Origin of the sequence: Methylovorus menthalis, from assembly GCF_020523625.1 — a bacterium.
GTDB classification, from domain to species: Bacteria; Pseudomonadota; Gammaproteobacteria; order Burkholderiales; family Methylophilaceae; genus Methylovorus; species Methylovorus menthalis.
This window is the reverse complement of sequence record NZ_JAJAQH010000006.1, coordinates 589,703-612,709: the sequence shown is the minus strand read 5'-3', so window position 1 is coordinate 612,709 and position 23,007 is coordinate 589,703. Positions and strand designations below refer to the sequence as shown.

Annotated in this window: 29 protein-coding genes; 5 read left to right on the top strand and 24 right to left on the bottom strand. The window is 55.0% G+C overall.

Annotation, left to right across the window (positions count from 1 at the left end; all coding sequences use genetic code 11):
* Positions 1-149 precede the first annotated feature (149 nt).
* Entirely contained in the window at positions 150-407 is a 258-nt protein-coding gene (locus tag LG204_RS08740; RefSeq protein WP_230336910.1) for a hypothetical protein, read from the top strand.
* Positions 408-477: 70 nt separating this feature from the next.
* On the opposite strand, the gene LG204_RS14150 is transcribed toward LG204_RS08740, so the two are convergent.
* From LG204_RS14150 to rpoE, 15 genes are all read right to left on the bottom strand, one after another.
* Positions 478-639, bottom strand: coding sequence for a DUF2256 domain-containing protein (locus LG204_RS14150; protein WP_407664199.1), 162 nt, complete (start codon positions 637-639; stop codon positions 478-480).
* Positions 640-649: 10 nt separating this feature from the next.
* Entirely contained in the window at positions 650-1,483 is an 834-nt protein-coding gene (locus LG204_RS08730) for a tRNA threonylcarbamoyladenosine dehydratase (protein ID WP_230336909.1), read from the bottom strand.
* A gap of 3 nt (positions 1,484-1,486) precedes the next feature.
* A complete protein-coding gene (locus tag LG204_RS08725; protein ID WP_230337871.1) occupies positions 1,487-2,473 on the bottom strand; it encodes a hypothetical protein in 987 nt (328 codons plus the stop codon).
* Positions 2,473-2,853, bottom strand: coding sequence for a holo-ACP synthase (gene acpS, locus LG204_RS08720; protein WP_230336908.1), 381 nt, complete (start codon positions 2,851-2,853; stop codon positions 2,473-2,475). The genes LG204_RS08725 and acpS overlap by 1 nt, the downstream gene beginning before the upstream one ends.
* A gap of 37 nt (positions 2,854-2,890) precedes the next feature.
* Entirely contained in the window at positions 2,891-3,622 is a 732-nt protein-coding gene (gene pdxJ / locus LG204_RS08715) for a pyridoxine 5'-phosphate synthase (RefSeq protein ID WP_230336907.1), read from the bottom strand.
* 52 nt (positions 3,623-3,674) lie between these two features.
* A complete protein-coding gene (gene recO, locus LG204_RS08710) occupies positions 3,675-4,400 on the bottom strand; it encodes a DNA repair protein RecO (RefSeq protein ID WP_230336906.1) in 726 nt (241 codons plus the stop codon).
* A 137-nt stretch (positions 4,401-4,537) separates the two neighbouring features.
* Positions 4,538-5,440 (bottom strand): GTPase Era, encoded by a 903-nt coding sequence (era, locus tag LG204_RS08705; RefSeq protein WP_230336905.1) that lies wholly within the window; start codon positions 5,438-5,440, stop codon positions 4,538-4,540.
* A gap of 14 nt (positions 5,441-5,454) precedes the next feature.
* Positions 5,455-6,129 carry a ribonuclease III gene (gene rnc / locus LG204_RS08700; RefSeq protein WP_230336904.1) on the bottom strand — a complete coding sequence of 225 codons (675 nt, stop codon included), beginning with the start codon at positions 6,127-6,129 and terminating at the stop codon, positions 5,455-5,457.
* A 5-nt stretch (positions 6,130-6,134) separates the two neighbouring features.
* Positions 6,135-6,506 (bottom strand): DUF4845 domain-containing protein, encoded by a 372-nt coding sequence (locus LG204_RS08695; protein ID WP_230336903.1) that lies wholly within the window; start codon positions 6,504-6,506, stop codon positions 6,135-6,137.
* A gap of 12 nt (positions 6,507-6,518) precedes the next feature.
* Positions 6,519-7,265, bottom strand: a complete 747-nt coding sequence (gene lepB / locus LG204_RS08690; RefSeq protein ID WP_230336902.1) for a signal peptidase I — start codon at positions 7,263-7,265, stop codon at positions 6,519-6,521.
* Positions 7,262-9,055 carry a translation elongation factor 4 gene (gene lepA, locus LG204_RS08685; protein WP_230336901.1) on the bottom strand — a complete coding sequence of 598 codons (1,794 nt, stop codon included), beginning with the start codon at positions 9,053-9,055 and terminating at the stop codon, positions 7,262-7,264. Before lepA ends, lepB begins: the two co-directional genes overlap by 4 nt.
* A gap of 266 nt (positions 9,056-9,321) precedes the next feature.
* Positions 9,322-10,743 (bottom strand): DegQ family serine endoprotease, encoded by a 1,422-nt coding sequence (locus LG204_RS08680; protein ID WP_230336900.1) that lies wholly within the window; start codon positions 10,741-10,743, stop codon positions 9,322-9,324.
* Positions 10,744-10,948: 205 nt separating this feature from the next.
* On the bottom strand, positions 10,949-11,917 hold the full coding sequence (locus LG204_RS08675) for a MucB/RseB C-terminal domain-containing protein (protein WP_230336899.1): 969 nt from the start codon (positions 11,915-11,917) through the stop codon (positions 10,949-10,951).
* Positions 11,917-12,372 (bottom strand): sigma-E factor negative regulatory protein, encoded by a 456-nt coding sequence (locus LG204_RS08670; protein WP_230336898.1) that lies wholly within the window; start codon positions 12,370-12,372, stop codon positions 11,917-11,919. The genes LG204_RS08675 and LG204_RS08670 overlap by 1 nt, the downstream gene beginning before the upstream one ends.
* 16 nt (positions 12,373-12,388) lie before the next feature.
* Positions 12,389-13,015: an RNA polymerase sigma factor RpoE gene (gene rpoE, locus LG204_RS08665; protein ID WP_369750483.1), complete on the bottom strand. Its 627-nt coding sequence runs from the start codon at positions 13,013-13,015 to the stop codon at positions 12,389-12,391.
* 169 nt (positions 13,016-13,184) lie between these two features.
* Here rpoE and nadB point away from each other — a divergent pair, with 169 nt between their 5' ends.
* Positions 13,185-14,843 carry an L-aspartate oxidase gene (nadB, locus tag LG204_RS08660; RefSeq protein WP_230336897.1) on the top strand — a complete coding sequence of 553 codons (1,659 nt, stop codon included), beginning with the start codon at positions 13,185-13,187 and terminating at the stop codon, positions 14,841-14,843.
* Between the two features lie 17 nt (positions 14,844-14,860).
* Positions 14,861-15,220 carry a hypothetical protein gene (locus LG204_RS08655; RefSeq protein WP_230336896.1) on the top strand — a complete coding sequence of 120 codons (360 nt, stop codon included), beginning with the start codon at positions 14,861-14,863 and terminating at the stop codon, positions 15,218-15,220.
* Between the two features lie 56 nt (positions 15,221-15,276).
* Here the strand turns inward: LG204_RS08655 and LG204_RS08650 are convergent, their stop codons facing one another.
* From LG204_RS08650 to LG204_RS08630, 5 genes are all read right to left on the bottom strand, one after another.
* Positions 15,277-16,032 carry an HvfC family RiPP maturation protein gene (locus LG204_RS08650; protein ID WP_230336895.1) on the bottom strand — a complete coding sequence of 252 codons (756 nt, stop codon included), beginning with the start codon at positions 16,030-16,032 and terminating at the stop codon, positions 15,277-15,279.
* Positions 16,029-16,931, bottom strand: coding sequence for an HvfB family MNIO-type RiPP peptide maturase (locus tag LG204_RS08645; RefSeq protein ID WP_230336894.1), 903 nt, complete (start codon positions 16,929-16,931; stop codon positions 16,029-16,031). The genes LG204_RS08650 and LG204_RS08645 overlap by 4 nt, the downstream gene beginning before the upstream one ends.
* A 1-nt stretch (position 16,932) precedes the next feature.
* Positions 16,933-17,265 (bottom strand): hypothetical protein, encoded by a 333-nt coding sequence (locus LG204_RS08640; protein ID WP_230336893.1) that lies wholly within the window; start codon positions 17,263-17,265, stop codon positions 16,933-16,935.
* Between the two features lie 118 nt (positions 17,266-17,383).
* Entirely contained in the window at positions 17,384-17,635 is a 252-nt protein-coding gene (locus LG204_RS08635) for a zf-HC2 domain-containing protein (RefSeq protein WP_230336892.1), read from the bottom strand.
* Between the two features lie 44 nt (positions 17,636-17,679).
* Positions 17,680-18,243 (bottom strand): sigma-70 family RNA polymerase sigma factor, encoded by a 564-nt coding sequence (locus LG204_RS08630; RefSeq protein WP_230336891.1) that lies wholly within the window; start codon positions 18,241-18,243, stop codon positions 17,680-17,682.
* A 147-nt stretch (positions 18,244-18,390) separates the two neighbouring features.
* Here LG204_RS08630 and LG204_RS08625 point away from each other — a divergent pair, with 147 nt between their 5' ends.
* Positions 18,391-18,798: a hypothetical protein gene (locus tag LG204_RS08625; RefSeq protein WP_230336890.1), complete on the top strand. Its 408-nt coding sequence runs from the start codon at positions 18,391-18,393 to the stop codon at positions 18,796-18,798.
* A 34-nt stretch (positions 18,799-18,832) separates the two neighbouring features.
* Here LG204_RS08625 and LG204_RS08620 read toward each other — a convergent pair whose 3' ends face one another.
* From LG204_RS08620 to rsxB, 4 genes are read right to left on the bottom strand one after another with little or no spacing between them, the layout of a single operon-like run.
* On the bottom strand, positions 18,833-19,273 hold the full coding sequence (locus LG204_RS08620) for a DUF1841 family protein (protein ID WP_230336889.1): 441 nt from the start codon (positions 19,271-19,273) through the stop codon (positions 18,833-18,835).
* A gap of 2 nt (positions 19,274-19,275) precedes the next feature.
* Positions 19,276-20,340, bottom strand: a complete 1,065-nt coding sequence (locus LG204_RS08615) for an FIST C-terminal domain-containing protein (RefSeq protein WP_230336888.1) — start codon at positions 20,338-20,340, stop codon at positions 19,276-19,278.
* Positions 20,337-20,969 carry an endonuclease III gene (gene nth, locus LG204_RS08610; protein ID WP_230336887.1) on the bottom strand — a complete coding sequence of 211 codons (633 nt, stop codon included), beginning with the start codon at positions 20,967-20,969 and terminating at the stop codon, positions 20,337-20,339. The genes LG204_RS08615 and nth overlap by 4 nt, the downstream gene beginning before the upstream one ends.
* A gap of 41 nt (positions 20,970-21,010) precedes the next feature.
* The gene (gene rsxB, locus LG204_RS08605; RefSeq protein ID WP_230336886.1) at positions 21,011-21,922 is read right to left on the bottom strand and encodes an electron transport complex subunit RsxB; all 912 of its coding nucleotides are present in this window, start codon (positions 21,920-21,922) and stop codon (positions 21,011-21,013) included.
* Between the two features lie 204 nt (positions 21,923-22,126).
* Here rsxB and dapA point away from each other — a divergent pair, with 204 nt between their 5' ends.
* On the top strand, positions 22,127-22,999 hold the full coding sequence (dapA, locus tag LG204_RS08600) for a 4-hydroxy-tetrahydrodipicolinate synthase (protein WP_230336885.1): 873 nt from the start codon (positions 22,127-22,129) through the stop codon (positions 22,997-22,999).
* The last annotated feature ends 8 nt before the right edge of the window (positions 23,000-23,007 follow it).

The following is a 23,007-nucleotide window of genomic DNA, read 5'->3' as shown; positions in this document are numbered from 1 at the left end:
CCCATGGTAAAACTTTAGTGTTGGTAAAAAGCAGGCTGTATGAAATCAGGGTTCATACATGCATAAAAACGTGCCTTTAAATTTGGGGCATTCGTCATTTTTTCAAGTGCGATTTTGCTAAACTGACGCAGTACAGCCGGGGAGCAAACATGATCAAGGTAAAACCGCTCGACAATAGTAGGTTTGAAGTGGAAGTGACCAGCCGCTCAACAACCACGCATGTGGTCACGGTGCAGCCGGAATATGCCCGAAAACTGGCACATCAAGATGAAGATACAGCGTCCCTCGTTATGCGGTCATTTGAGTTTCTTCTGGCGCGTGAATCCAACACCAGCATTTTGCGCAGCTTTGATCTTTCCGTGATTGCGCGCTACTTTCCAGAATACGAATCCGAAATTCAGCGTTAGCGGGAATTAAGTCCCTCGGATTGCCTAAGAAAGACTTGGCAATGAGGCGACCAGCGGGTCTTGTGGGCTTTCAGCCCTTGCTCTTCGCCGCGCGGCGGCAGGCATCTGAACAGTATTGGACGCCATCCCAGTTCTTTTCCCAGGCTTTACGCCAGGTCATGGTGCGGCCACATTGCACGCAGGGCTTGCTGGGGAGGTAGACCTTGTTGCCTTTGAATTCCCTGGAAGGCAAGGTGCATGCCTCAGGTCGAGGAGAGAAGCTTCAGTAGCAGCGCGGAAGCGGCCATACCAAATGGCGCAGTCACGCAAACGGATGAACCATAGCCGGCACAGTTGAGGCCGCTAAGTCCGCCATCAGCCTCGCAACTGGCATCCGGTTTCTGGATAGGTTCATCGGAATAAATACAGGGAATGCCAAACTTGGTCGGGGCTTTGTTGCCTGAGGGCGCGCGCGGGAAGCCATGGTCACGTCGCAGGCTGTTGCGCACCTTGGCCAGCAATCGATCCCCATGCACCTGCGCCAGATCGGCATGGCGGATACGGGTAGGGTCCACTCTGCCGCCTGCACCACCGGTGACGACCAGCGGCAGCTTGTGGTGGCGGCACCAGGCGGCAATTGCCACTTTTGCCCGCGCATCATCAATCGCATCAATCACACCGTCAAAACTTTGCCCCAGCATGGCGTCCACATTCTCCACCGTGACAAAGTCTTCTATCTGTACCACCTGCGCCACTGGATTAATCCGCTGGATGCGCTCGGCCATGGCCGTCACCTTGGCCTTGCCCAGCTCGCCATCCAGCGCATGCAGCTGGCGATTGATATTGGATTCAGCGATGTTGTCGAGATCAATCAGGGTGATACGGCCAATCGCGTTGCGCGCCAGCGCTTCTGCGGCCCAGGACCCTACGCCGCCTATGCCGATCACACAGACATGCGCCGCCTGAAAACGCGCAAGTGCCTCCGCGCCATACAGGCGCCTTACCCCACCAAAGCGTCGCTCCATATCCATGTCACCCGGATCAGGGAGAACACCCTGCCCGGCATCAGTCTGGTTGGTAGACGGATCCAATGCCATTGCCTACTGCCCGCAATACAGGCGCTTGATGGTGGCAAACGGTGTGTTGGCGAGGATGCTCTTGGGCGGCTCAGCGCCCAGGTTTTCGATCACATCGTTGACCTTGAGTGTGCCGCCAAGAAAGGTTGAGGTATTTTTATCGCAATCAATCGACACATGGTTGACCATTTCGCTGCCCTGATCATAGGTCGACTTCAGCATGATGGAAAAGAAACTGCGGTCGGTATTCCAGCGTACGCTCTGGTTGCTGAGATATAACCGGCTTTTGCCGCCTACATCCAGCTCCTGCCAGTCATTGATAATCGGGATTTCCACACAGAACTTCTGGGACAAGGTTTCAAGGGTCGCCGTCTTGCTGACCATGGTCGTAGGCTTGGGCTTGTCAAACACCTGTGTCAGCTTGCCATCCTTGAGGGTGCTCATGCGGGTCATGATGAAGGAGCTGGCATCGCAATCAAACGACAGGGTGCTCAGGGTTTCCTGGCTTTTATCAAATGGCACTACCCGGGTATCGACCATGAAATGGCTGCCGTCGGCATATTGCTTGATGGATTGTCGATTGAAAAACACTTCTGATATTTTGCTTTTGCCGACGGATTCCCATTGGCCTGCAATGGAGCGCACGCCACAGAAGCTGCCTTTGAGCTGGTCTGGCATGGAATCACGCACAATAGCGCTGGCAGGCTTGGGCGTTTCAAATTCGCTCAGCACCTGGCCATCCTGGGTTTTACTGCCGCTGAGATAAGCATAGCTGCTGTCCTTGCAGTCTACGCGGATGGTGGTGAGCCATTCGGCGCTGTCAGGCTGTACCACGCGGGTACTGATGGTGAACGCAGTCTTGCTGGCTTCCCACTCCAGGGTGCCAATATCAATGTAATGCTTGCCGAAGCTGCTTTCGCCCAGGAGATTCCAGTTGGCCGCCTGGGCAGGCATGACCAGGCCCAGTGACAGCAGGGAAAACACCAGCTTGAGTAATCGAGAATTCACCATCACGCCTTTTCCAAAACGACAAACGCAGCCGCCAGGGCTTTTTCATCGCTGATTGATAAATGCTTGTGCACGATGCCTTTGGCATCAAGCAAGCTTTGCAATTCTTGCGCCAGCACCAATATGGGTTTGCCCAGCTCATCGTGGCCGACACCAATATTCTCAAACGCCGCAGGCCCGCGAATACCGGTCCCCAGTGCCTTGGCAAAGGCTTCCTTGGCGGCAAAGCGCTTGGCCAGAAACCGCGCACGGGTCTTGCTGGCAAGGTACTCATCATACTCGGCCGAGGTCAGTATGCGCTCGGCAAATGCATCGCCAAAACGCGCCAGCGAATCCTCAATGCGAGATACCTCGACGATATCCGTGCCTATGCCGAAAATCATCGTACGGCCTGCTGTGTCGGCATCTGCGTAAACCGGATCATTCGGCCTTCGCCGCCTGCAGCATCAGCGCTTTCATTTCACGCACGGCATATTCCCAACCGACGAAGATGGCATGCGCCACAATGGCGTGGCCGATGTTCAGTTCTTCAATGCCGGGGATAGCGGCGATCAAATGCACATTGTGGATATTCAAGCCATGCCCGGCATTAACCACCAGGCCCAGCTTGCGGCCATGCGCAACGGCGGCCTGTACACGGGCAAGCTCATGTGCCTGCTCTTCGGGTGTTTCTGCATCGGCAAAGGTGCCGGTATGGATTTCGATCACCGGAGCGCCTGCGGCCTTGGCGGCATCAATCTGCGCGATATCGGGGGCGATAAACAACGACACGCGGATGCCCGCATCGCGCAGCACCTGGCATGCATGGCTCACCGCCGCCTGATTGCCTGCTACTTCCAGGCCCCCTTCTGTGGTGCGCTCTTCACGCCGCTCTGGCACCAGACAGACATCCTGGGGTTTCACCTGCAAGGCAATATCCAGCATTTCCTCGGTCACGGCCATTTCCAGGTTCATCTTGGTCTGCAGCAAGGGCCGCAGGGCAAACACATCGGCATCCTGAATATGGCGACGGTCTTCACGCAGGTGGATGGTGATGCTGTCGGCGCCTGCCTCTTCCGCGCGCAGCGCAGCTTGCACCACGCTGGGGTACTGGGTACCGCGTGCCTGGCGTAGCGTGGCGACATGGTCAATATTGACCCCGAGTTTAATCATGATGGAGTAACTTTCATTGATGACAGTAATAAGCAGCCTGGGCTGCCCAGCATTACAGGCCTTGCAAGTCGATCAGCAACTGCCGTGTATGCAGCGGCTTGTCACCCAGATAATGCGCCAGCAGCATGCGCATCAATTGCTTGCTTTGCTGCTGGGTATGGCTATCGGCGTAATCATCACGCGCCATATCCAGCAGGGTTTTGCCACGCAATTGTACGCGATTGGCCGCGGGCAGTGGAGTGGCACCGGTGCAGGCACCGCGCTCGGCCACGTATTCATAGACACGCTCCGCCTCTATCGGCTGGTCGCGCTCGTCATCCAGCAAGGGCACGGCATAGCCCATCTCCTGCAACATGCGCAACTCAAAGCGGCGCAGGCTGGTAGCATGCTCGGTGCTGTGCGACAGCGTACGCAAGGTATCCCCATAATAGGCAAACAGGGCATCGTGGCTATCTTCACGCGGCAGCAAGCGCAGCAGCAGCTCGTTCATGTAAAAGCCGCACATCAGGGCATCGCCCTGCAACAGCAGCAGGCCGCTACCCCACTCCAGGCTATGCAGCGTCTTCAGCTCGGCCTTGCCTGACCAGGTGGCAAGCAGCGGCTGAAACGATTGCAGCATGCCGCGCATGGCGGAACGCGGACGGCGGGCACCTTTTGCCACCGCTGCCACACGACCAAAATCGCGGCTGAACAGCTCCACCACCAGACTGGTTTCCTTGAACGGATAGGTATGCAGCACGTATACCGGCTGATTGTCTTGTTTGTGGAGAACGGCCATAGAGGGAATTAACGGCGAATAAAATCAGATGGGATCAGGAGCAGCGCAACACACCAGACATCCGCAGCACAAGGCCTGCGCGATGCCGAATGCGATCACGGGTTGGCAATCACCAAATGCATGATCATCAACGACGATCAATAACCCAGGGATTTCAGGGCGCGCTCATCATCTGCCCAGCCGCCTTTGACCTTGACCCAGGTTTCCAGCCAGACCTTGCCGCCAAACAGGTTTTCCATGTCCTGGCGCGCTTCGGTGGAAATCTGCTTGAGCTTGGCGCCACCCTTGCCTATCAGCATGGGCTTCTGGCTTTCCTTGTCGACAATAAACGCAGCGTGAATACGGCGCAGATTGCCTTCCATTTCAAATTTTTCAATTTCAACGGCAATGCTGTAAGGCACTTCATCGCCCAGAAAGCGGAAGGCTTTTTCGCGCAGCAGCTCAGCAGCCAGAAAGCGCTCATTCTTGTCCGTCAGCTCATCTTCGCCATACATCGCCTCCTGCTCCGGCAGATGCTGACGTACCGCCTGCAGCAGCTCATCCAGATAAAGGTTCTTTTTGGCACTGACGGGCACGATGGCCGTAAACGGGAATTCCAGATCAAAGTCCTGAATCAGCGGCAATAGATTGCCCTTGTCGCCCATCAGGTCAGCCTTGTTGACCACCAGCAATACCGGCTTGTTGCGCGGCAGCATATTCAGCACCAGGCGATCGGCCTCGCCCAGATGCATGGGTTCGATCACGAACAGCACCACATCCACCTCGGCCAGCACCTGGGTCACGGTCTTGTTCAGACTGCGATTCAGGGCATTCACATGCTTTTGCTGAAAGCCCGGGGTATCCACAAACAGGTACTGGGTATCTTCCGTGGTATGAATGCCCAGCAGGCGGTGGCGCGTGGTCTGCGCCTTGCGCGAGGTAATGCTGAGCTTGAGCCCGAGAATATGATTGAGCAGCGTGGATTTGCCGACGTTGGGACGGCCGACAATCGCCACGGTGCCGCAACGAAAGGGGGTAGCAGAAGTATTTTCAGTGGTCATATAAAGTCTTTTCGCTACGAGGTAGCTGTAAGTTGCTGGTAGGCGCGTTCTGCGGCCTGTTGCTCAGCCGCACGGCGGCTGGAGCCTTCACCATGGGTGACCAGCTTGAGTTTGGGGATCGTGCAATCCACCTTGAACAATTGGCAATGCGCCTCGCCCTCGGTGGCTGTTACGGTGTATTCGGGCAAAGCAATCTTGCGGCCCTGCAGGTATTCCTGAAGCAGGGATTTGGCATCCTTGCCTATGGATTTAGGGTCAATAGCTTCCAGCAGAGGGGTATATAACCTGACCACCAGCGCTTCTGCGGCAATAAAACCAGCATCGAGAAACACCGCGCCAATAATGGCTTCCAGTGCATCGGCCAATACAGATGGACGTCGCCAGCCGCCGCTTTTCAACTCCCCCTCACCCAGTTTGAGCAAATCGCCCAATTGCAGGCGCTGGGCAATCTCGCAGAGCGTAGGCTCTTTCACCAGATGCGCGCGCAAACGGCTGAGGTCGCCTTCTGGCAGTTTGGAAAAACGCTGGTAAAGCTGGTTGGCGATAATGCAGTTCAGCACACCATCGCCGAGGAATTCGAGGCGCTCGTTGTTACGCGCACTATGGCTGCGATGGGTCAGCGCCTGTGTCAGCAGTTGCCCATTGGTGAAATCATGGCCTAGCAGCCGTTCCAGTCCGGTTTGTGACATCCGGATCAGGGCGATGCCGAAGCATCGGTAGAAGCAGTGAAATCAATCAGCACGCTGACATTGGCGATAATCGGGATCACCTTCTGGTAATCAATCGACACCGTATTCTGGCCGGCGGTACTCTTGCCAACCACCAGATCCTTGGCAGTGACGTCGTCGATCTTGTCGATCATTGCCGCCTTGGTGTAGACATCCATGATTTCCTTGCGGCTCATGGTCTCAAAGCCAGGCTCCTGGCTTATTTTTTTCAAGGTTTTCTTAATGGTGAAGTATTCAACATAGGCAGGCGTGAGCTTCATGCCCACCATGACCACGAACAGCCCCGCGGCAATAAGCAGCACCAGCCCGATAAAGGTAATACCACGTTGACGGTTCATGTTGATCAGCCCTTATTGTATGGTGTTGCCAATTCTGCCGAAATTATCAAAATTCCACCAGATGAAAAACGCCTTGCCGACCAGATTCTCTTCCGGCACAAAGCCCCAGAAGCGACTGTCATTGCTGTTATCGCGGTTATCACCCATGGCAAAATAATGACCAGGCGGCACTTCAACCTCGCCATCCAGGGAAGGCTTTTCTTCTTCCAGCAGGATATCGTGCTTGTGTTCGCCCAATTGCTCCTGATAACGCTTGGTCACCACCATGCTGAGGCCTGAGCCTACGTACTGGTAATCATCTGCGTAGTTCACATCCAGTTTTTTGCCATTGATATAGAGCTGCTTGTCGCGGTAGGCGATCTTGTCGCCAGGCACGCCGACCACACGCTTGATGTAATCAATCGAAGGGTCTTTCGGATAATGGAACACGAACACCTCGCCACGTTGCGGATGGCGAATTTCGAGAAAGGTGTTGTTGAGGATAGGCACGCGCAAGCCATAGATGAATTTGTTCACTAGGATGAAGTCGCCTGCGATCAGGGTAGGCATCATGGACGCAGATGGAATCTTGAAGGGCTCCACCACAAAGGAGCGGATCATGAACACCACCAGAATCACCGGGAAAAAGCTTTTTGAATATTCCACCAGCACCGGGTCTGCCTTGCCCGCCGGACGGCGCTTTTTCAGCACCAGAATATCCAGCAACCAGATCAGCCCGGTGACGGCCAAGATAACCACCATAAACAGTGCGAACATCATTTGTCTTCTACTTTCAGAATCGCCAGGAATGCTTCTTGTGGAATTTCCACATTGCCCACTTGCTTCATGCGTTTTTTACCTTCTTTTTGTTTCTCAAGCAGTTTTTTCTTGCGGGTGATATCGCCACCATAGCATTTTGCCAGCACATTCTTACGCATGGCTTTCACAGTTTCACGGGCAATGATGTTGGCGCCAATAGCCGCCTGCACTGCCACATCGAACATCTGGCGCGGAATCAGCTCGCGCATTTTGGAACACAACTGGCGGCCACGGTAAATACTGTTGGCGCGGTGCACAATCAGGGATAACGCATCCACGCGGTCACCGTTGACCATGATATCCAGCTTGACCAGATCCGCCGCACGAAACTCAAGGAACTCGTAATCCATGGACGCATAGCCACGCGACACGGATTTCAGCTTGTCAAAGAAGTCGAGCACCACTTCGTTCAACGGCATCTCGTAGCTCAGCATGACCTGACGGCCCATGTACTGCATATTGCGCTGCACACCACGTTTGCCATTGCACAGTGTCATCACCGGGCCCACATAATCCTGCGGCATCAGCAGGTTAACGTTGATCACCGGCTCGCGGATTTCATCAATACGCGACGGCTCAGGCAGGCGCGATGGATTTTCAATCTGCACCACCTCGCCACTTTTCAGCAAGAGCTCATAGACAACGGTAGGCGCCGTCGTGATGAGGTCCATGTCGTACTCGCGCTCCAGCCGCTCCTGCACGATTTCCATGTGCAAGAGGCCAAGGAAACCGCAGCGGAAACCAAAGCCCAGGGCAGTGGAGTTTTCCGGCTCGAATTGCAGCGAGGCGTCATTTAGACGCAGTTTTTCCAGCGCATCACGCAAGGCTTCAAACTGGTTGGATTCCACCGGATACAAACCGGCGAACACTTGCGGCTTTACCTCTTTGAACCCAGGCAAGGCTTCAGTAGCGGGCTTGTCGGCCAGCGTGACCGTATCGCCCACCTTGGCGCTAGTCAGTTCCTTGATACCGGCAATGATGAACCCTACTTCACCAGCGGATAAGGATTCTTTCTGGCGGGACTTGGGGGTGAACACACCCACCTGTTCGCACAGATGCACGGCACGTGTGGCCATCATACGAATCTTGTCTTTGGGCTTGAGCGTACCGTCAATCACCCGCACCAGCATCACCACGCCCACATAGTTATCAAACCAGGAGTCGATGATCAGTGCCTTGAGTGGCTTGGTCGGGTCGCCCGTAGGTGGCGGAATGCGCGCAACGACAGCTTCCAGCACATCGCGCACGCCCTCCCCGGTCTTGGCCGAGCAACGCACCGCATCCGTGGCTTCCACGCCAATCACGTCCTCGATTTCCTGAATCACGCGCTCAGGGTCTGCCGAGGGCAAGTCAATCTTGTTCAGTACAGCCGTTACTTCGACCCCGAGATCAATCGCGGTGTAACAGTTGGCCACGCTCTGTGCTTCCACGCCTTGGGATGCATCGACCACCAGCAATGCGCCTTCACAGGCAGACAGCGAACGGCTAACCTCATAGGAGAAGTCAACGTGCCCTGGGGTATCAATCAGATTGAGCTGGTAAATCTGTCCATCCAGCGCCTTGTATTGCAAGGCCGCCGTCTGCGCCTTGATGGTAATGCCGCGCTCACGCTCCAGATCCATGGAATCCAGCACCTGCGCTTCCATTTCGCGATCCGATAGACCGCCACAGAGCTGAATAATGCGGTCAGCCAGCGTGGATTTACCGTGATCGATGTGAGCAATGATGGAAAAGTTACGAATATTTTTCATGAGGTCCGTTTGCAATATATAGCGAGGAAAGTCCATGCACCCAGTCTTGTCGACGCCGAGGTCAGACAGCCCGACCGCCAATAGGACCGGCAGGTGTAAAGCACCGCCAGTCGCGACTTTCAGCCTGTTTCAAATCAGCAAGCCTGCTCGCGGCACAACTGATTCAGCCTGCCGCGAATATAGCAAAAGGGCGCCGAAGCGCCCTCTTACATTCACTAGTACGTGATTTTACCGTAAAGCAGGCCTAATAGCACTGCTGATCACGGCTATTTATCCGCCGCCAGCTTCAATGGCACATACAAGGTGTTGTCATCGCGTTGCACCAGCAGCGCAACCGTTTTACCACCAGCAACAGCGCCTAACTGCTTGTTGAACTGCTCCAGACTCTGCACTTCGGTATTGTTAAGTCCAAGCACAATATCGCCACGACGGATACCTGCCTGAGCAGCGGGGCCCTGCGCATCCACCACCAGTAAGCCATTCTTGCCATTCAGCTTGCGTTTCTGTGCAGGTGTCAGCTCGCGCAGTACCAGGCCCAAGCGATTCACTTCGGGCTTGGCAGAGCCTTTGGCTGCAGGTGCGGCAGCATCTTTCTCATTTGGCGCTTCGCCTACGGTGATGTTGAGCGTTTTATTGGAGCCCTTGCGCAATACTTCCACGGGGACAGTCTTGCCAGGTTTGGTCGCGCCGACAATCCGCGGCAAATCAGAAGAGGTCACCACAGGCTTGCCATCAAACTTCAGGATCACGTCGCCCGCTTCCAGGCCACCCTTCTCGGCGGGAGCGCCTTTTTCCACGCCAGCCACCAGCGCACCATTGGTGCTCTTCATGCCGAAGGAGTCAGCCAGATCCTTGTTGATTTCCTGAATGCCAATTCCCAGCCAGCCGCGCGTTACCTTGCCGCTAGCCTTGAGTTGGTTGGATATATCAATGGCTACATCAATTGGAATGGAGAATGAAAGCCCCATGGAGCCGCCACTGCGGCTGTAGATCTGCGAGTTGATGCCCACGACTTCGCCACGCAGATTGAACAATGGCCCCCCCGAGTTACCGGGGTTGATCGCCACGTCGGTCTGAATGAAAGGAACGAAGTTTTCCTGCGGCAAGGCACGGCCCTTGGCACTGACGATACCTGCCGTCATGGTATTTTCCAGACCAAAGGGAGAACCAATGGCCGCCACCCACTCGCCGACCTTGAGCTGATTGGGGTCGCCTATCGTCACTTTGGGCAGATTGGTCGCATCAATCTTGATCAGCGCCACATCGGTACGACGATCAGAACCAATGATCTTGGCTTTGAATTCGCGCTTGTCGTAAAGCTTGACCAGCACTTCGTCGGCCTCGTTCACCACGTGGGCGTTGGTCAAAATATACCCATCGCTACTGAGGATAAAGCCTGACCCCAGGGACTGTGATTTGTAATCCTGCTGCGGGGCACCGTTACCCTGCCCCGGCATTCCGGGAATGCCAAAGCGACGCAACAGCTCGCCCAAGGCTGGATCATCCGGCATGCCAGGAAACGGCACATTTCCTTCGGCACTGCCGTGCATGACCTGCGTGATACTGATATTCACAACAGCAGGCCCTTGTTTTTCCGCCAGCTCGGTAAAGTCGGGCAAGTCCTTGGCTGATGCAGTTACTGACACTGTAATAAGGATCGCGCAGGTGGCGATTATTTTCTTAAGCATGCATACACCTCATTCGTACATCGGTTAAATGACAGTCATACCTCAAGCATGAGCTGCGTATGATTGAAGACATCGCGACGTCATGCCCGTTCCCCTAACAACATCTGATAAATGTGCACCGTACATGCGTGCAAACCCCGCAGCATGACGGCAAAACGCGTGGCCGCATTGGCGCTGCATGCTACAAGGAAAATCCATACGGGAGCTATTTCTTGAAATGAATGGTATTGGCGATCTGGGTCACGGTAGCTTCGGGCACTTCCCCCACCACAACGACCTGGTGTCCTTCAAGGACATTGGCATAAAAATGGGTAGCGCCAAAAGCACTATGACCCACCTTGGGTGTCATCCCTTTGAGCAAAGGCTCAATAAACAGCGACACCGAGGCCAGGCCATCCGAGTAGACGATCTGGGTCACAGGTGCCGGTTTACCAGGCACCAGCCGCGTAATCTCGTCGACCTTGCGATAGCCTGAGGGCAACTGATCAACACTCCAGGTAATGGCATCGACCGGGGCCGAGCGGCCGGTCGCAGGTTCTTCCATCACGTACTGCTTTTCGGGGCTGACATTGGGCTGGAACCAATCCATTTTCTGGCTGTTCATCAAGGTCAGCTGATTGAAGGCAAACTGCTCCATGGGCTCATTACGTTCATTCGCCGACATGGATTTAAGCAACAGACCATATTCACGGTCTGCCCAGAATTTGTAGGTGTAACGGAATTTATCCTTTGGGGAGAGAATAACCATTTGGCCATCTCGTCCGCCGATGCGCTCAAGACCACCCAGCCGAACATCGTAGCTGGTCTTGATTGCATCAAGATTGGAAGGAAGGACTGCCGGGAACATATTTTGGCCGCGTCGCTTTTCAATGATCACTTTTTCATTGCGCGGGCTGAAAATCACCACATCGCGCCCCTGGCTCAACACCTCGCGCGGGGTGCCGTCCAGTACCACGATGCGGGCATACTCACCCTGCCCGTAATTCATGTGGGTGATCTGTACCGAGCGTGAACCTGTGCCCGACTGATAAACAAATACACCCTGATAACTTAGCTCGCGGGCAGCCTGGGCCGCCTTTTGCAAGACCATCCAGGGGTCACCAGTGGCTTCTCCGGCCGCTGTTGCAAGCGCAACATGGCTGACAAGCAAAAAACCCAGCACCCCACGCTTCATTACTTCTCGCTTTCAGAGTAGGACGCAGGCTGAATGTAATAAGCAGAGTTGCTTGGGGCCATGGACTGATGGGCCAGCAGATACTCGGAGGCGACATTCTGTGCAATTTCAGCAGGTGCAGCTTCGCCATGGGTTTGCACCTGTTGCTGCAATACCATCCAGCCGACAAACATGACTGCGGCTACCGAAGCCGCCACCGACCAAAGTGTCGGCGTCTTGTAAACGGCTTTTTTGGCTTTGGGAGCCAATACCACCGGCTCCTGTTCCAGTTGTTGCATGATGCGGTCGGTCAGATCCGATTTGAAAATGGGACTGCCGCGCATGCAGTCGCCAATCAGATGATAGGTCGTCCAGGATTCGGACAGGTTTTCGCTGGACCGAATGGCCGTGTATAGATACTCGGAGTCTTCCAGAGACAGCTCTTCGTCAACGAGAGCAGAAACTTGATCTTTCATTACTTTCTCCTGTTACTTACCAGCGCTTGTCCTGAGGCGTATCCAGCAACGGGCGCAATTTCTGCGCAATGGTTTCACGAGCCCTGAAAATACGTGAACGCACCGTACCAATCGGGCAGTTCATCAGGGTCGCGATTTCCTCGTAGCTCAAACCTTCAATCTCGCGCAGGGTAATCGCCGTCCGCAATTCGTCAGGCAGTGCCGCAACGGTGTCGTTGACGGTACGGGCGATTTCCTTGGTCATTAACTCTGTTTCGGGCGTGTCCATGGTACGCAACTCGTTACCGTCCTCGAAGTTTTCTGCATCTTCGATCTCGATGTCGTTGGATACCTGTGGCCGACGGCCCATGGCCACCAGATAATTCTTGGCGGTGTTGATGCCAATACGATACAACCAAGTGTAGAACGCACTTTCACCCCGGAAGTTAGGCAAGGCACGATATGCCTTGATAAAGGACTCTTGAACCACGTCCTCCACCTCGGCCTGGTCACGAATCAGTCTGGACAACAAGCGTCCCAGCTTGCGCTGGTATTTGTCCACCAGCATGCCAAAAGCGCGTTTATCGCCACGCTGAGCACGCTCAACCAATTCCTGATCTATCTCCCGGTTGCCCACCATCGGGCCAGCGCTCCCTGTCTGCATATTGTTAATTTTCGGAGTATACCCTTGCATCGTAGTGTCTACGAAACCGAGGCGCGAAAATTCTCCCATATTTTTTGCATTAATCATTGTATTTCTCCCAGCTTGGTGTCGACTAGCTTAGTGTTGAAGACAGCGCTACACTGATTAAAGTTTCACCTGACGGATATATATGCAGCAATTTGATGTATTAATCATTGGTAGCGGGCTGGCGGGTCTTACCCTGGCTTTGAAAGTGGCAGCAGACAAAAAAGTATGTCTGGTCAGCAAACGAAGCATCAATGATAGTTCCAGCAACTGGGCTCAAGGCGGCATTGCTGCCGTGCTGACAGACGATGATTCCATTGAAGCCCACATTCAGGATACCTTGATTGCGGGAGCCGGATTATGCGATGCCGAGGTTACTCGCCTGGTAGCCGAGCATGGCCGCGAAACCGTGCAATGGCTGATCGACGAAGGCGTGCCGTTTACCCGCGAGGATGACGATAGCGGCTTTCACCTGACGCGCGAAGGTGGTCATAGTCACCGTCGCATCATTCACGCAGCCGATGCCACCGGGCATGCAGTACAAAAAACCCTGGCCGAGAAAGTCCGCAACCATCCCAACATCACCCTGCTGGAAGACCATATCGCGGTAGACCTCATCACGGCCCGCAAGGTGAAGATCGAAGGCGCAGAGTGCTTGGGGGCCTATGTGCTGGATAACCAGAGCGGCAAGGTACTCACCATTGCCGCCCAGAATACCGTGCTGGCCACGGGCGGCGCGGGCAAGGTTTACCTCTACACGACCAACCCTGACGTAGCCACTGGCGACGGTATTGCCATGGCATGGCGCGCTGGCTGCCGCGTAGCCAACATGGAATTTATTCAATTCCACCCAACCTGTTTGTATCATCCGCAGGCCAAGTCATTTCTGATCACGGAAGCCGTGCGCGGCGAAGGTGGCCGCCTGCTGTTGCCCGATGGCACCCGCTTCATGCTCGAACATGACCCGCGTGGCGAACTGGCGCCACGCGATGTCGTCGCCCGCGCGATTGACTTTGAAATGAAAAAGCGCGGCATTGATTGCGTGTATCTGGATATCTCGCACCAGCCGGCCGATTTTGTACTGTCGCATTTCCCTACCATTTATCGCCGCTGCATGGAGCTGGGTATCGACATCACGCGCGAGCCCATCCCAGTGGTACCGGCCGCCCACTATAGCTGTGGCGGCGTCATGACCGACCACATCGGCCGCACCGATATTCCACGGCTATATGCGATTGGCGAAACCGCCTGTACCGGCCTGCATGGCGCCAACCGCCTGGCCAGCAACTCGCTGCTGGAATGTCTGGTGTTCGGCCAGGCCGCTGCGCAGGATATTCTGGCCAAGCCGAACAAACGCCCGGTCAAACTGCCCTATTGGGATGAAAGCCGCGTGACCGATGCCGACGAAGAAATCATCATCACCCACAACTGGAGCGAGCTACGGCGCACCATGTGGAACTATGTAGGCATCGTACGGACCAATAAGCGCCTGACGCGCGCCCTGCACCGCATTCATTTGCTGCGCGATGAAGTACACGAGTTTTATAGCAATTTCCGCATCAGCAACAATCTGATTGAGCTGCGCAACCTGCTGCAGGTGGCGGAGCTGATCGTGAATAGCGCCATGGAACGGCAGGAGAGTCGCGGCCTGCACTACAGCAAGGATTACCCTGAGATGCTGCCGGATGCCATTCCTACCGTGCTGACGCCATCCAATTATTACAGCCTGCTGGATCGCCATCATGGCCATCACGGTGTGGCGACATTGAAAAAACCGGTGCGCCGCAGCAAGGCAGCACACTAAAGTACGGAAGCCTGCTTGTGAAACACCCATTACGATTGATCTCAACCACACTCGCCGTTTTTCTGCTGCAAGCCTTGCTGGCGCAAGCAGACAACACTGCCACCGAACCAGCAGCCCAATCATCAGAAGTACGGTTAATCGAGGTGGACGACGCAGACTGCGCCGTGAATGACGGCAAGTTGATCACACTGACCAATACGCAGCCGCAAACCGCCAAAGTGGTCTGGGTAGATCGCTGGTATCTGGACAAGCAGACGGCAGACCATACCAAACATGTGCTTGACCGCGAACACCCCAGCGCAAGCCTGGGTTGCTCCATCACCCGCGCAGGAAGCCAGCACTGGACAATTTACAGTGTGACGGATCTGCCAGGGTAATCAGGCCTTCCGATCAGTTCAGGATGCGTCAGGCCTGATACCAACATATTCCCTGCTCAGACAGCGACACCCCAGACGATATCCTGCTGACGCAAGTCCTCCAGCAGTGCCGCTCCAAAGGTAATCAGGGAAGTGCTATCGGCATGCCCCATCTCCATGCCCAACTGTTGCAAGGCTGCGAGCCCCGTCAACTCCCCAGGCTGCAGCAGCTCCAGCAGGCGCGCCGTCATGGCATTCATCTCGACAAACTTCACCTCATCCTGCTGGTTGCGAAAAACCAGCAGGTGCACAGGCTCAGCCAAGGCCTGTCGCGGTTTGAAGCGGACTGAAATCTTCTGCACTGGATAGTCGTAAGCCAGCACCGCCAACGCAGGTGCCACGATAGGGATGCCCTGCACAAGATCGCCTTCCGCAGTCAGCATTGGTGTCACCGTATCAGCCGAGGCAATCGCCAGCTCTACCCATTCATAATGCGCGAGACTGACGGCATAAGGCGGCAACGTTTCTACCTGTGGCAGAAACGCCAGAAAAGCCTTGGGGATATCGCGAAAAAAAGGACTGTTAGCCTGGTGCTCGGCAAAAAACCGGCGCAACAGTGCCTGCCAGGCGCGCTTGCCCAATACCCGCTGCAATACCGGGTAACAGGCGCCAACGGCTGACTGCAGGTTATTAAATACAATCTCGTTGTAAACACGCATGCGCTTGGCAGGCACGCCCTCTGGACGGGCATGCAGACGTGGATGGCGAATATGCGCGGTAAACGCCAGCTGGTATTGCTGAAACAAGGGCAAATCGGTATCGGCGCCGCTCATGCGGACGCTCGTTTGCGGCTAACGGCATCCGCTGGCTGTTGTCTGGCAATACCTTGCTGCGCAGCTTGCAGCCCGGCAATTTTATTCACCTCATGCATGGCATCCGCCAGCGGAGGAATATTGGTATCGCGCTCCAGCAATGTTGGGAAAACGCCAAACAGTTCATAGGCTTCGCGCAGCAACTGCCAGACAGGGTCAATCACATCTTGCCCATGCGTATCAATGATCAGGTCTTCAGTCTCGTGATCATGCCCGGCGATATGCGCATAGACGATACGTTCGCCCGGCATCTCACGCAGAAAAGCATGCGGATCAAACCCAAAATTGACACTATTGACGTAGATATTATTGATATCAAGGTGCAAATCGCAGTCCGCCTCTTGCAGTACGGCGCGGATGAAACTGGCCTCGTCCATCTCGGCGATGGGCGACGCCACATAAAAAGACGCATTTTCGACCGCAATGCGCCGTTCCAGAATCTCTTGCGTACGACGGATACGGCGGGCCACATGATGCACCGCCTCTTCGGTAAACGGGATGGGCAGCAGGTCGTATAAATAGCCGCCATCCGAGCAATAGCTCAAATGTTCGGTATAAAGCGGAATCTGGTGCTGATCGAGAAACTGCTTTACCTGACGCAAAAAATCTTCGTTGAGTGGATCGGGGCCACCCAGCGACAGGCACAGTCCATGACAAACGATAGGATAACGCTCGGTGAACCAAGCCAATTGTTTTGCATATTTGCCACCGGCGCCTATCCAGTTTTCAGGCGCAATCTCAACAAAATCAAGGTGCGCTGTCAGGCTAGTGCCGTAAGCAGCCTGAATCTGGGGCAACAGCTCGCGCTTGAGGCCAAGACCAGCACCCTTGATGGGATGATGCGATTGCGCCTGACCCATATTACTTCTTGTCAGCGTGGCAGGAACCTTCCTTGGACTTCATGTCTCCGCTGCAAGAACCCTCTTTGGCTTTCTTGTCGGCGCTGCAGGAACCCTCGGCTTTTTTATCGGCGCTGCATGAGCCTTCCTTGGCCATCTTGGCTTTCATTTCAGCACTGCACTTGCCCGTGCCACACTTGCCGTCTTTCATCTTGTCAGCCTCAGCCACCATGTAGCCAGAAGACAAGGTCTTCATGGCAAACGGGTTTTCAGCAGCATGGACATTGGCAGCCGCAACAGAAGCTACGAATGCAGTACCTACCATCAGGCTCAGCGTTTTCTTGGAAGTGTTCATTTTATTTCTCCTAAAATTTAAATGGATAGCTCACGTTATGAATAGCTCAACTCAGTGAACATCACCAGTCCCATGCTTATGTACGTCATTTATCCAGAGATGAATCCCAGATACGAATTTAATGACGGTCAAGATCAAGGGCACTGGCAATGCGCGCCTTTGCCTCCTGGGATAATTGCAACTGCTCGTTCTGCTCGGTCAGCCTGACCATGCGCTTGGCAGCTTCACGCAGCAATAACAACTGCCGCCCAAAACGCCTGCAAACATCGCATATGGTCAAATGCAACCGCAGCGCAGTTCGTTCACGCCACGTCAGGCGCCTGTCCAGCGACTGGGACAACAGCCTGCTGGCTTGTTTGCAACTCAGCATTCCGTTCCTCCCTTTCCTATATCCAGGTCACGAGCGCCGATCATCTAGCGCCCCAGCCAATGCAATTCCAGACATTTGCGTAATCCCATTCGGGCGCGATACAACATCACCCAAGCATTGGTCGAGCTAATATCCAGTTCCTTACAAATTATTTCGTTTTCTTCCTCCTGCACTTCGCGCAGCATGAAAAGCGCGGCCAGTTTTTTGGGCAAACGATCCATGCAGTCCTGCAATATCGTCAAAAACTGCTTTTGCTCCAGGCTGTTTTCCGGCATACCAAAACTGTGTGGTTTGTCATTCCAGTGACGATTATCTTCGTCAAAAAACGCATCCATGCCCGGCTCATCCGGAAGCTCTTCCCCCAGACCCTCCGTGGGCTGCTCGCGCATTTGCTTGCGAATCAGGTCGACGATCTTGTGCTTGAGTATGCCCACGAGCCAGGTGCGCGGCGCAGACTGCCCGGCATAGGTGGCGCTTTGCATGGCGGCCAGTAGCGTCTCCTGCACGACATCTTCGGCCTGATGGCTATCGCGCAGGCGCGCCAGGGCGAAGCGGTAAAGATAGTCACCGTGTTCGGTAAGCCAGGCATGGGGGTCTGCGTTTTTCATGCGCTATTCAATCACGAAATGCAGGGTCCACACCATGGCCCCAGTCACCTAGCCAATCGGGCCATTGCAATTCCGCTTTGGTCTGATAACCTCGACGAGGTGCCCATGGCACTTGTTCATGAACCATGCCCATACAGGAAACACGTTTTGAAAACGCGCTATACACTTGCCCTATCCTGCCTGCTGACTGCAGGCGCCACATGGGCCCACGCAGGAGAGTTTGCCTGGTATTTTGACAATAACACCAGCACATTTACCGACAGCCAGCTAAGCCAGTTGATTAGCAACGGCTTTGAAAATGCCCCGGCTTCTACCCCATCTCTGGATAAAAAATTCAAGATTGGCATTTTTGTTGGCGGCGGTCCGGACAAAACCAATGCCACGGCACCAGCCTTTATTCACATGCAGAAAGGCAAACCTGCCAAAGAAGGCGGTCTGATCATCAAGTGCGACAAATACTGGGTGGGCAATGTGGATCGCAAGGCGCTTGCCTTGGCCGTGCAGACGCAGGTAACTGAAATGGCGAAGTTCGTCAGCAGCAAGGAATGTCAGTAATCAAGCTTTTACCGGGCAATCGCCTTGACTATGCTCAGTCGGCCCGTGCCTTGGCCTGAAAACAGGCGATATAGGCCATGCCATCTGGCGGCTGCTGATCACGCTGGGCCCGCCAGATAGTTTCTGCCAGGCAATCCATCAAGTCGTGCTGGGCATCCATTTCATTGCCGTGACGCTGCCTGAGCGTGTCATATGCCTGGCGTATGCCGGGTGGCTGGTCGATGGAGAGTTGCTCCAGTACCGATAGATGCAAACTCATGTGCAGGAAAGGGTTGGTTTCGCCCATTTCGGGAAAATACGCCTGCTCCAGATAGCGCTCGGGCGCATCCAGCACCGCATGGTACTCCGGATGCAACTGCATCACCTGCAGAGCCAACGCCTCTAGAGGCGTCAACGCTGCCTGCTGGCGATATTTAGCCCAGCTATCGAAAAAGAATCGCCGGACTTCATCGCGGGATGGGTTAAATAGTGCCATCGTTAATCCTTGGCAAACAGGCCGAGTACGGCCGAATATTCGAGCAACTCACTGCCCTGTCCATGCGGTGCAATTTCGCCATTGCCATAAAACCCGATCAGGGGCATGCCCGGGCATAGCAGGCGCAATGCGTCCAGATCCCTATCCATGCCGTTATACAGGTAAGGCCCCCGTCCCAGGCAGCTGAAAAACAGGCCAAAGGCCGGTGATCGATTCCACATGGCAAGCTGATTGGCAATCAGGCCATGCAGCTCGGCTTCGGCGGCATCTGCAGCCCGTACGCCCCAACATACAACCTGGCCGGGACGTAACAACTTGGTCAATGTCAGCGATTGCTGTGCCGCATTTTCCGAGACGATACCCGCCAGTTGAAAATCCCCTGCCAGCAAACGCGCTTCGCTGTCGGCCACCATCGCCATCAGCAGATGAGATGAGGGAGCTGTATCTGGGAATGACATATGAAACATCGGCAATGCTGGTTGCGCATTTAACTGCAAGAGATCGTAATCGCTGGCAGCATCAATCGTTTGGATGGATGTCAGTATTCGCAAGCCATGAGAAACCAGCACCGCAGCATTGACCCCACGAAACGCAGCTTCGCAATGCCCCACTGGGGTACCCTTGGCATGCTGCCACACTGAAAAAGGCCCTTGCCCCGTAGCATCCCCGGAGACTCCGCCAAAGCGCGAAGCCGGTGATTGCAACCAGACCGTATTCAAGGCATTAGGCGCTGTCAGCGCCATACGCAGGCCTGCGCCTTCAGGCTTGGGCAACATGGTGACATGGCCGCTGAAGACCATGGCGGCGGCGGCGGGCGTGTCCAGCACCCAGTCCTGCTCGGTAAAAATGCCGGGGGCCGAGCAGCCCATGACCTGCAGACAACTGGAAGCCGCGGCGGCGGCCCGAATAGCGGGCTGCGGATCTGCCGCAAACTCTTCCGTCAAAAACAGCAAGACACTATTCGGGATACGGTCTCCGAGTTTTTGCATGGCCAGCTGCACAGCTTCGGCCGCCAATTCGGGACGCGCTGCATTGCCAACAGCCAGGCCAGTCGCGACTTCGCTCAAGCGGTTTTTTCCTTGTATTCGCAATAATCGTAAATGACGCAGGCCGCGCATTTTGGCTTGCGCGCCACGCATACATAGCGCCCGTGAAGAATCAGCAAATGATGCGCATCCTGCAGGTAGTCCTTGGGGACCGTCTTCAGGAGTTTCTTTTCCACCTCTAGCGGCGTCTTGCCCGGGGCCAGGCCTATGCGATTGCCCAAGCGGAAAATATGCGTATCGACGGCAATGGTGGCTTCACCAAACGCTGTGTTCAAAATGACGTTAGCTGTCTTGCGGCCAACCCCGGGCAGGCTTTCCAGCGCGTCGCGAGTGCGCGGTACCTCACTGTTGAATTGTTCAACCAGCATGCGGCAGGTCGCCAGTACATTTTTCGCTTTGCTGCGGTAGAGCCCTATGGTTTTGATATAGCCTTCCAGACCTTCCAAGCCGAGATCCATAATGGCCTGAGGCGTATTGGCCACCGGAAACAACTTCGCCGTGGCGATATTGACGCCTTTGTCCGTGGCCTGTGCTGACAGAATGACGGCAATCAGCAATTCAAATGTGGATGCATGCGTAAGCTCGGTTTTAGGCTCAGGAATGGCCTCACTCAAGCGTTTGAATATTTCGCGTCTTTTTTCTGCATTCATGGTGTTGCGCTCATGGCGTCTACTGACGCAGTTTTAAAAATTTACTCTGCACTGTCATCCGTCTTTTTCATCTGCGCACGTCTTGCCTCAATCGCCGCAATCTCAGCCGCCACAGCGGGACTAACCACCTCGGTGTTGCGCGGCGCCGTGGCGGCTTTTTGCGCCTGCACGCGCGCCATGGCAGCGGCAATCGCGGCTTTTTTCGCCAATGCCGCCTGTTCAGCGGCCGGATCTTGCGTAGTGGCATGCGTCGCACTGGCTGCGCGTCTTTGCGCAAGCTTGCGTGCTCGCTCCTCCTGCTCACGCGCTTGCCGCTGCAGCCTGAAGGCATGGCGTTCGCGCGCGATATTGGCCGCCTGCACATCCAGCGGCCCCGCAGGAGCATGTAAGGCAAATTCAGGATAACGCCAGCGCGAGATTGCCGTGACAGGCGGAGAATGCATGCTGATGCAATCCACCGGGCAAGGCGCGAGGCAAAGCTCGCAGCCCGTGCACTCATCCGCGATCACCGTATGCATTTGCTTGGATGCGCCGAGAATGGCATCGACCGGGCATGCCTGTATACAAAGCGTGCAGCCGATACAGGTCTGTTCATCAATTACTGCAACTTGTTTTGGCTTTTGTATGCCATGTTGCGGATTAAGCGGAATGTAAGGTCGCTGCAGCAAACTGGCGAGTGCATGTATGCCAGCATCGCCGCCTGGTGGACATTGATTGATATTGGCCTCGCCGCGCACAATGGCTTCGGCATACGGCTTGCACCCCTGATAGCCACATTGCGTACATTGTGTTTGCGGCAAAATGGCATCAATGCTCGCCACCAGTGACCTCGTTTCTCCACGTGCCGCGCTACGTGCCCGAACGGTACTGAAACTGGATGGCTTGGGCTTGCCCACGACTAATCGACGCAGGCGCTGCAAGACCGGATGGGAAATATGCTTGGGTACAGACATGATATGAAACGGATTATACAGGCTTGAGCCCTTTAATTAAGCGGTAACAGACCATGCCTAAAATCACGGTTGCTCAGGTCGGCCCGAACCCAAGCCCAGGCCGCCATATGGGCAAACATCATGTAAGCACATGCAAAAAGCGTGTTCTACATAGGCCACTTTAAGTTAAAATGTTTTGATTTAATTCATATTGTCAGGTTGATCATGCTGCAAGGCAGTCTTGTTGCCATCGCCACTCCCATGCATGAGGATGGTGGTCTGGATATTCAGGCATTACGTTCCCTTATCGACTTTCACGTGCAGGAAGGCACCGACGGGATTGTGATTGTCGGCACCACGGGAGAATCCCCCACGGTGGATTTTGACGAACACTGCCTGTTGATCAAAACGGCTATCGAGCAAGTGGCTGGCCGCATTCCCGTCATTGCCGGTACGGGTGCCAACTCGACTAGCGAAGCCATTTACCTGACACGCAAGGCCAAGGAACTCGGCGCTGACGCCTGCCTGCTGGTTGCCCCTTATTACAACAAGCCAACTCAGGAAGGCTTGTACCAGCATTACAAGGCGGTGGCTGAGGCTGTCGATATTCCTCAAATCCTGTACAACGTCCCTGGCCGCACTGGCTGCGATATCAGCAATGAAACTGCCTTGCGACTGGCCGCGCTGCCGAACATTGTGGGCATCAAGGATGCTACTGGCAGCCTGGAACGTGGTACCGACCTGATTTTGCGTGCTCCTGCAGGATTTGCCATTTACAGCGGCGACGATGCCACTGGCGCAGCCCTGATGCTGATGGGAGCGCATGGTGTCATCTCGGTGACGGCCAATGTGGCCCCTCGCCTCATGCAGCAAATGTGCAAGGCCGCCATCGCTGGTGATGCGGCTACCACGCGCAGCATTAATGCCAAGTTGTTTGCACTACACCAAAAACTGTTTGTCGAAGCCAACCCCATCCCTGTCAAATGGGTATTGGGCGAAATGGGGCTGATCGGCCCGGGCATACGCTTGCCACTGGTCCCCCTTTCCGCGCAGCATCACGAGACACTGCGTGCCGCCATGGGCAACGCCTCTATCTAACTCACTGA

Excerpts from the sequence above, each read along its gene's own strand:
- LG204_RS08740 (WP_230336910.1), top strand. The coding sequence starts at position 150 with ATGATCAAGGTAAAACCGCTCGACAATAGTAGGTTTGAAGTGGAAGTG.
- LG204_RS08730 (WP_230336909.1), bottom strand. The coding sequence starts at position 1,483 with ATGGCATTGGATCCGTCTACCAACCAGACTGATGCCGGGCAGGGTGTT.
- LG204_RS08725 (WP_230337871.1), bottom strand. The coding sequence starts at position 2,473 with ATGGTGAATTCTCGATTACTCAAGCTGGTGTTTTCCCTGCTGTCACTG.
- acpS (WP_230336908.1), bottom strand. The coding sequence starts at position 2,853 with ATGATTTTCGGCATAGGCACGGATATCGTCGAGGTATCTCGCATTGAG.
- pdxJ (WP_230336907.1), bottom strand. The coding sequence starts at position 3,622 with ATGATTAAACTCGGGGTCAATATTGACCATGTCGCCACGCTACGCCAG.
- recO (WP_230336906.1), bottom strand. The coding sequence starts at position 4,400 with ATGGCCGTTCTCCACAAACAAGACAATCAGCCGGTATACGTGCTGCAT.
- era (WP_230336905.1), bottom strand. The coding sequence starts at position 5,440 with ATGACCACTGAAAATACTTCTGCTACCCCCTTTCGTTGCGGCACCGTG.
- rnc (WP_230336904.1), bottom strand. The coding sequence starts at position 6,129 with ATGTCACAAACCGGACTGGAACGGCTGCTAGGCCATGATTTCACCAAT.
- LG204_RS08695 (WP_230336903.1), bottom strand. The coding sequence starts at position 6,506 with ATGAACCGTCAACGTGGTATTACCTTTATCGGGCTGGTGCTGCTTATT.
- lepB (WP_230336902.1), bottom strand. The coding sequence starts at position 7,265 with ATGATGTTCGCACTGTTTATGGTGGTTATCTTGGCCGTCACCGGGCTG.
- lepA (WP_230336901.1), bottom strand. The coding sequence starts at position 9,055 with ATGAAAAATATTCGTAACTTTTCCATCATTGCTCACATCGATCACGGT.
- LG204_RS08680 (WP_230336900.1), bottom strand. The coding sequence starts at position 10,743 with ATGCTTAAGAAAATAATCGCCACCTGCGCGATCCTTATTACAGTGTCA.
- LG204_RS08675 (WP_230336899.1), bottom strand. The coding sequence starts at position 11,917 with ATGAAGCGTGGGGTGCTGGGTTTTTTGCTTGTCAGCCATGTTGCGCTT.
- LG204_RS08670 (WP_230336898.1), bottom strand. The coding sequence starts at position 12,372 with ATGAAAGATCAAGTTTCTGCTCTCGTTGACGAAGAGCTGTCTCTGGAA.
- rpoE (WP_369750483.1), bottom strand. The coding sequence starts at position 13,015 with ATGCAGACAGGGAGCGCTGGCCCGATGGTGGGCAACCGGGAGATAGAT.
- nadB (WP_230336897.1), top strand. The coding sequence starts at position 13,185 with ATGCAGCAATTTGATGTATTAATCATTGGTAGCGGGCTGGCGGGTCTT.
- LG204_RS08650 (WP_230336895.1), bottom strand. The coding sequence starts at position 16,032 with ATGAGCGGCGCCGATACCGATTTGCCCTTGTTTCAGCAATACCAGCTG.
- LG204_RS08645 (WP_230336894.1), bottom strand. The coding sequence starts at position 16,931 with ATGGGTCAGGCGCAATCGCATCATCCCATCAAGGGTGCTGGTCTTGGC.
- LG204_RS08640 (WP_230336893.1), bottom strand. The coding sequence starts at position 17,265 with ATGAACACTTCCAAGAAAACGCTGAGCCTGATGGTAGGTACTGCATTC.
- LG204_RS08635 (WP_230336892.1), bottom strand. The coding sequence starts at position 17,635 with ATGCTGAGTTGCAAACAAGCCAGCAGGCTGTTGTCCCAGTCGCTGGAC.
- LG204_RS08630 (WP_230336891.1), bottom strand. The coding sequence starts at position 18,243 with ATGAAAAACGCAGACCCCCATGCCTGGCTTACCGAACACGGTGACTAT.
- LG204_RS08620 (WP_230336889.1), bottom strand. The coding sequence starts at position 19,273 with ATGGCACTATTTAACCCATCCCGCGATGAAGTCCGGCGATTCTTTTTC.
- nth (WP_230336887.1), bottom strand. The coding sequence starts at position 20,969 with ATGAATGCAGAAAAAAGACGCGAAATATTCAAACGCTTGAGTGAGGCC.
- rsxB (WP_230336886.1), bottom strand. The coding sequence starts at position 21,922 with ATGTCTGTACCCAAGCATATTTCCCATCCGGTCTTGCAGCGCCTGCGT.
- dapA (WP_230336885.1), top strand. The coding sequence starts at position 22,127 with ATGCTGCAAGGCAGTCTTGTTGCCATCGCCACTCCCATGCATGAGGAT.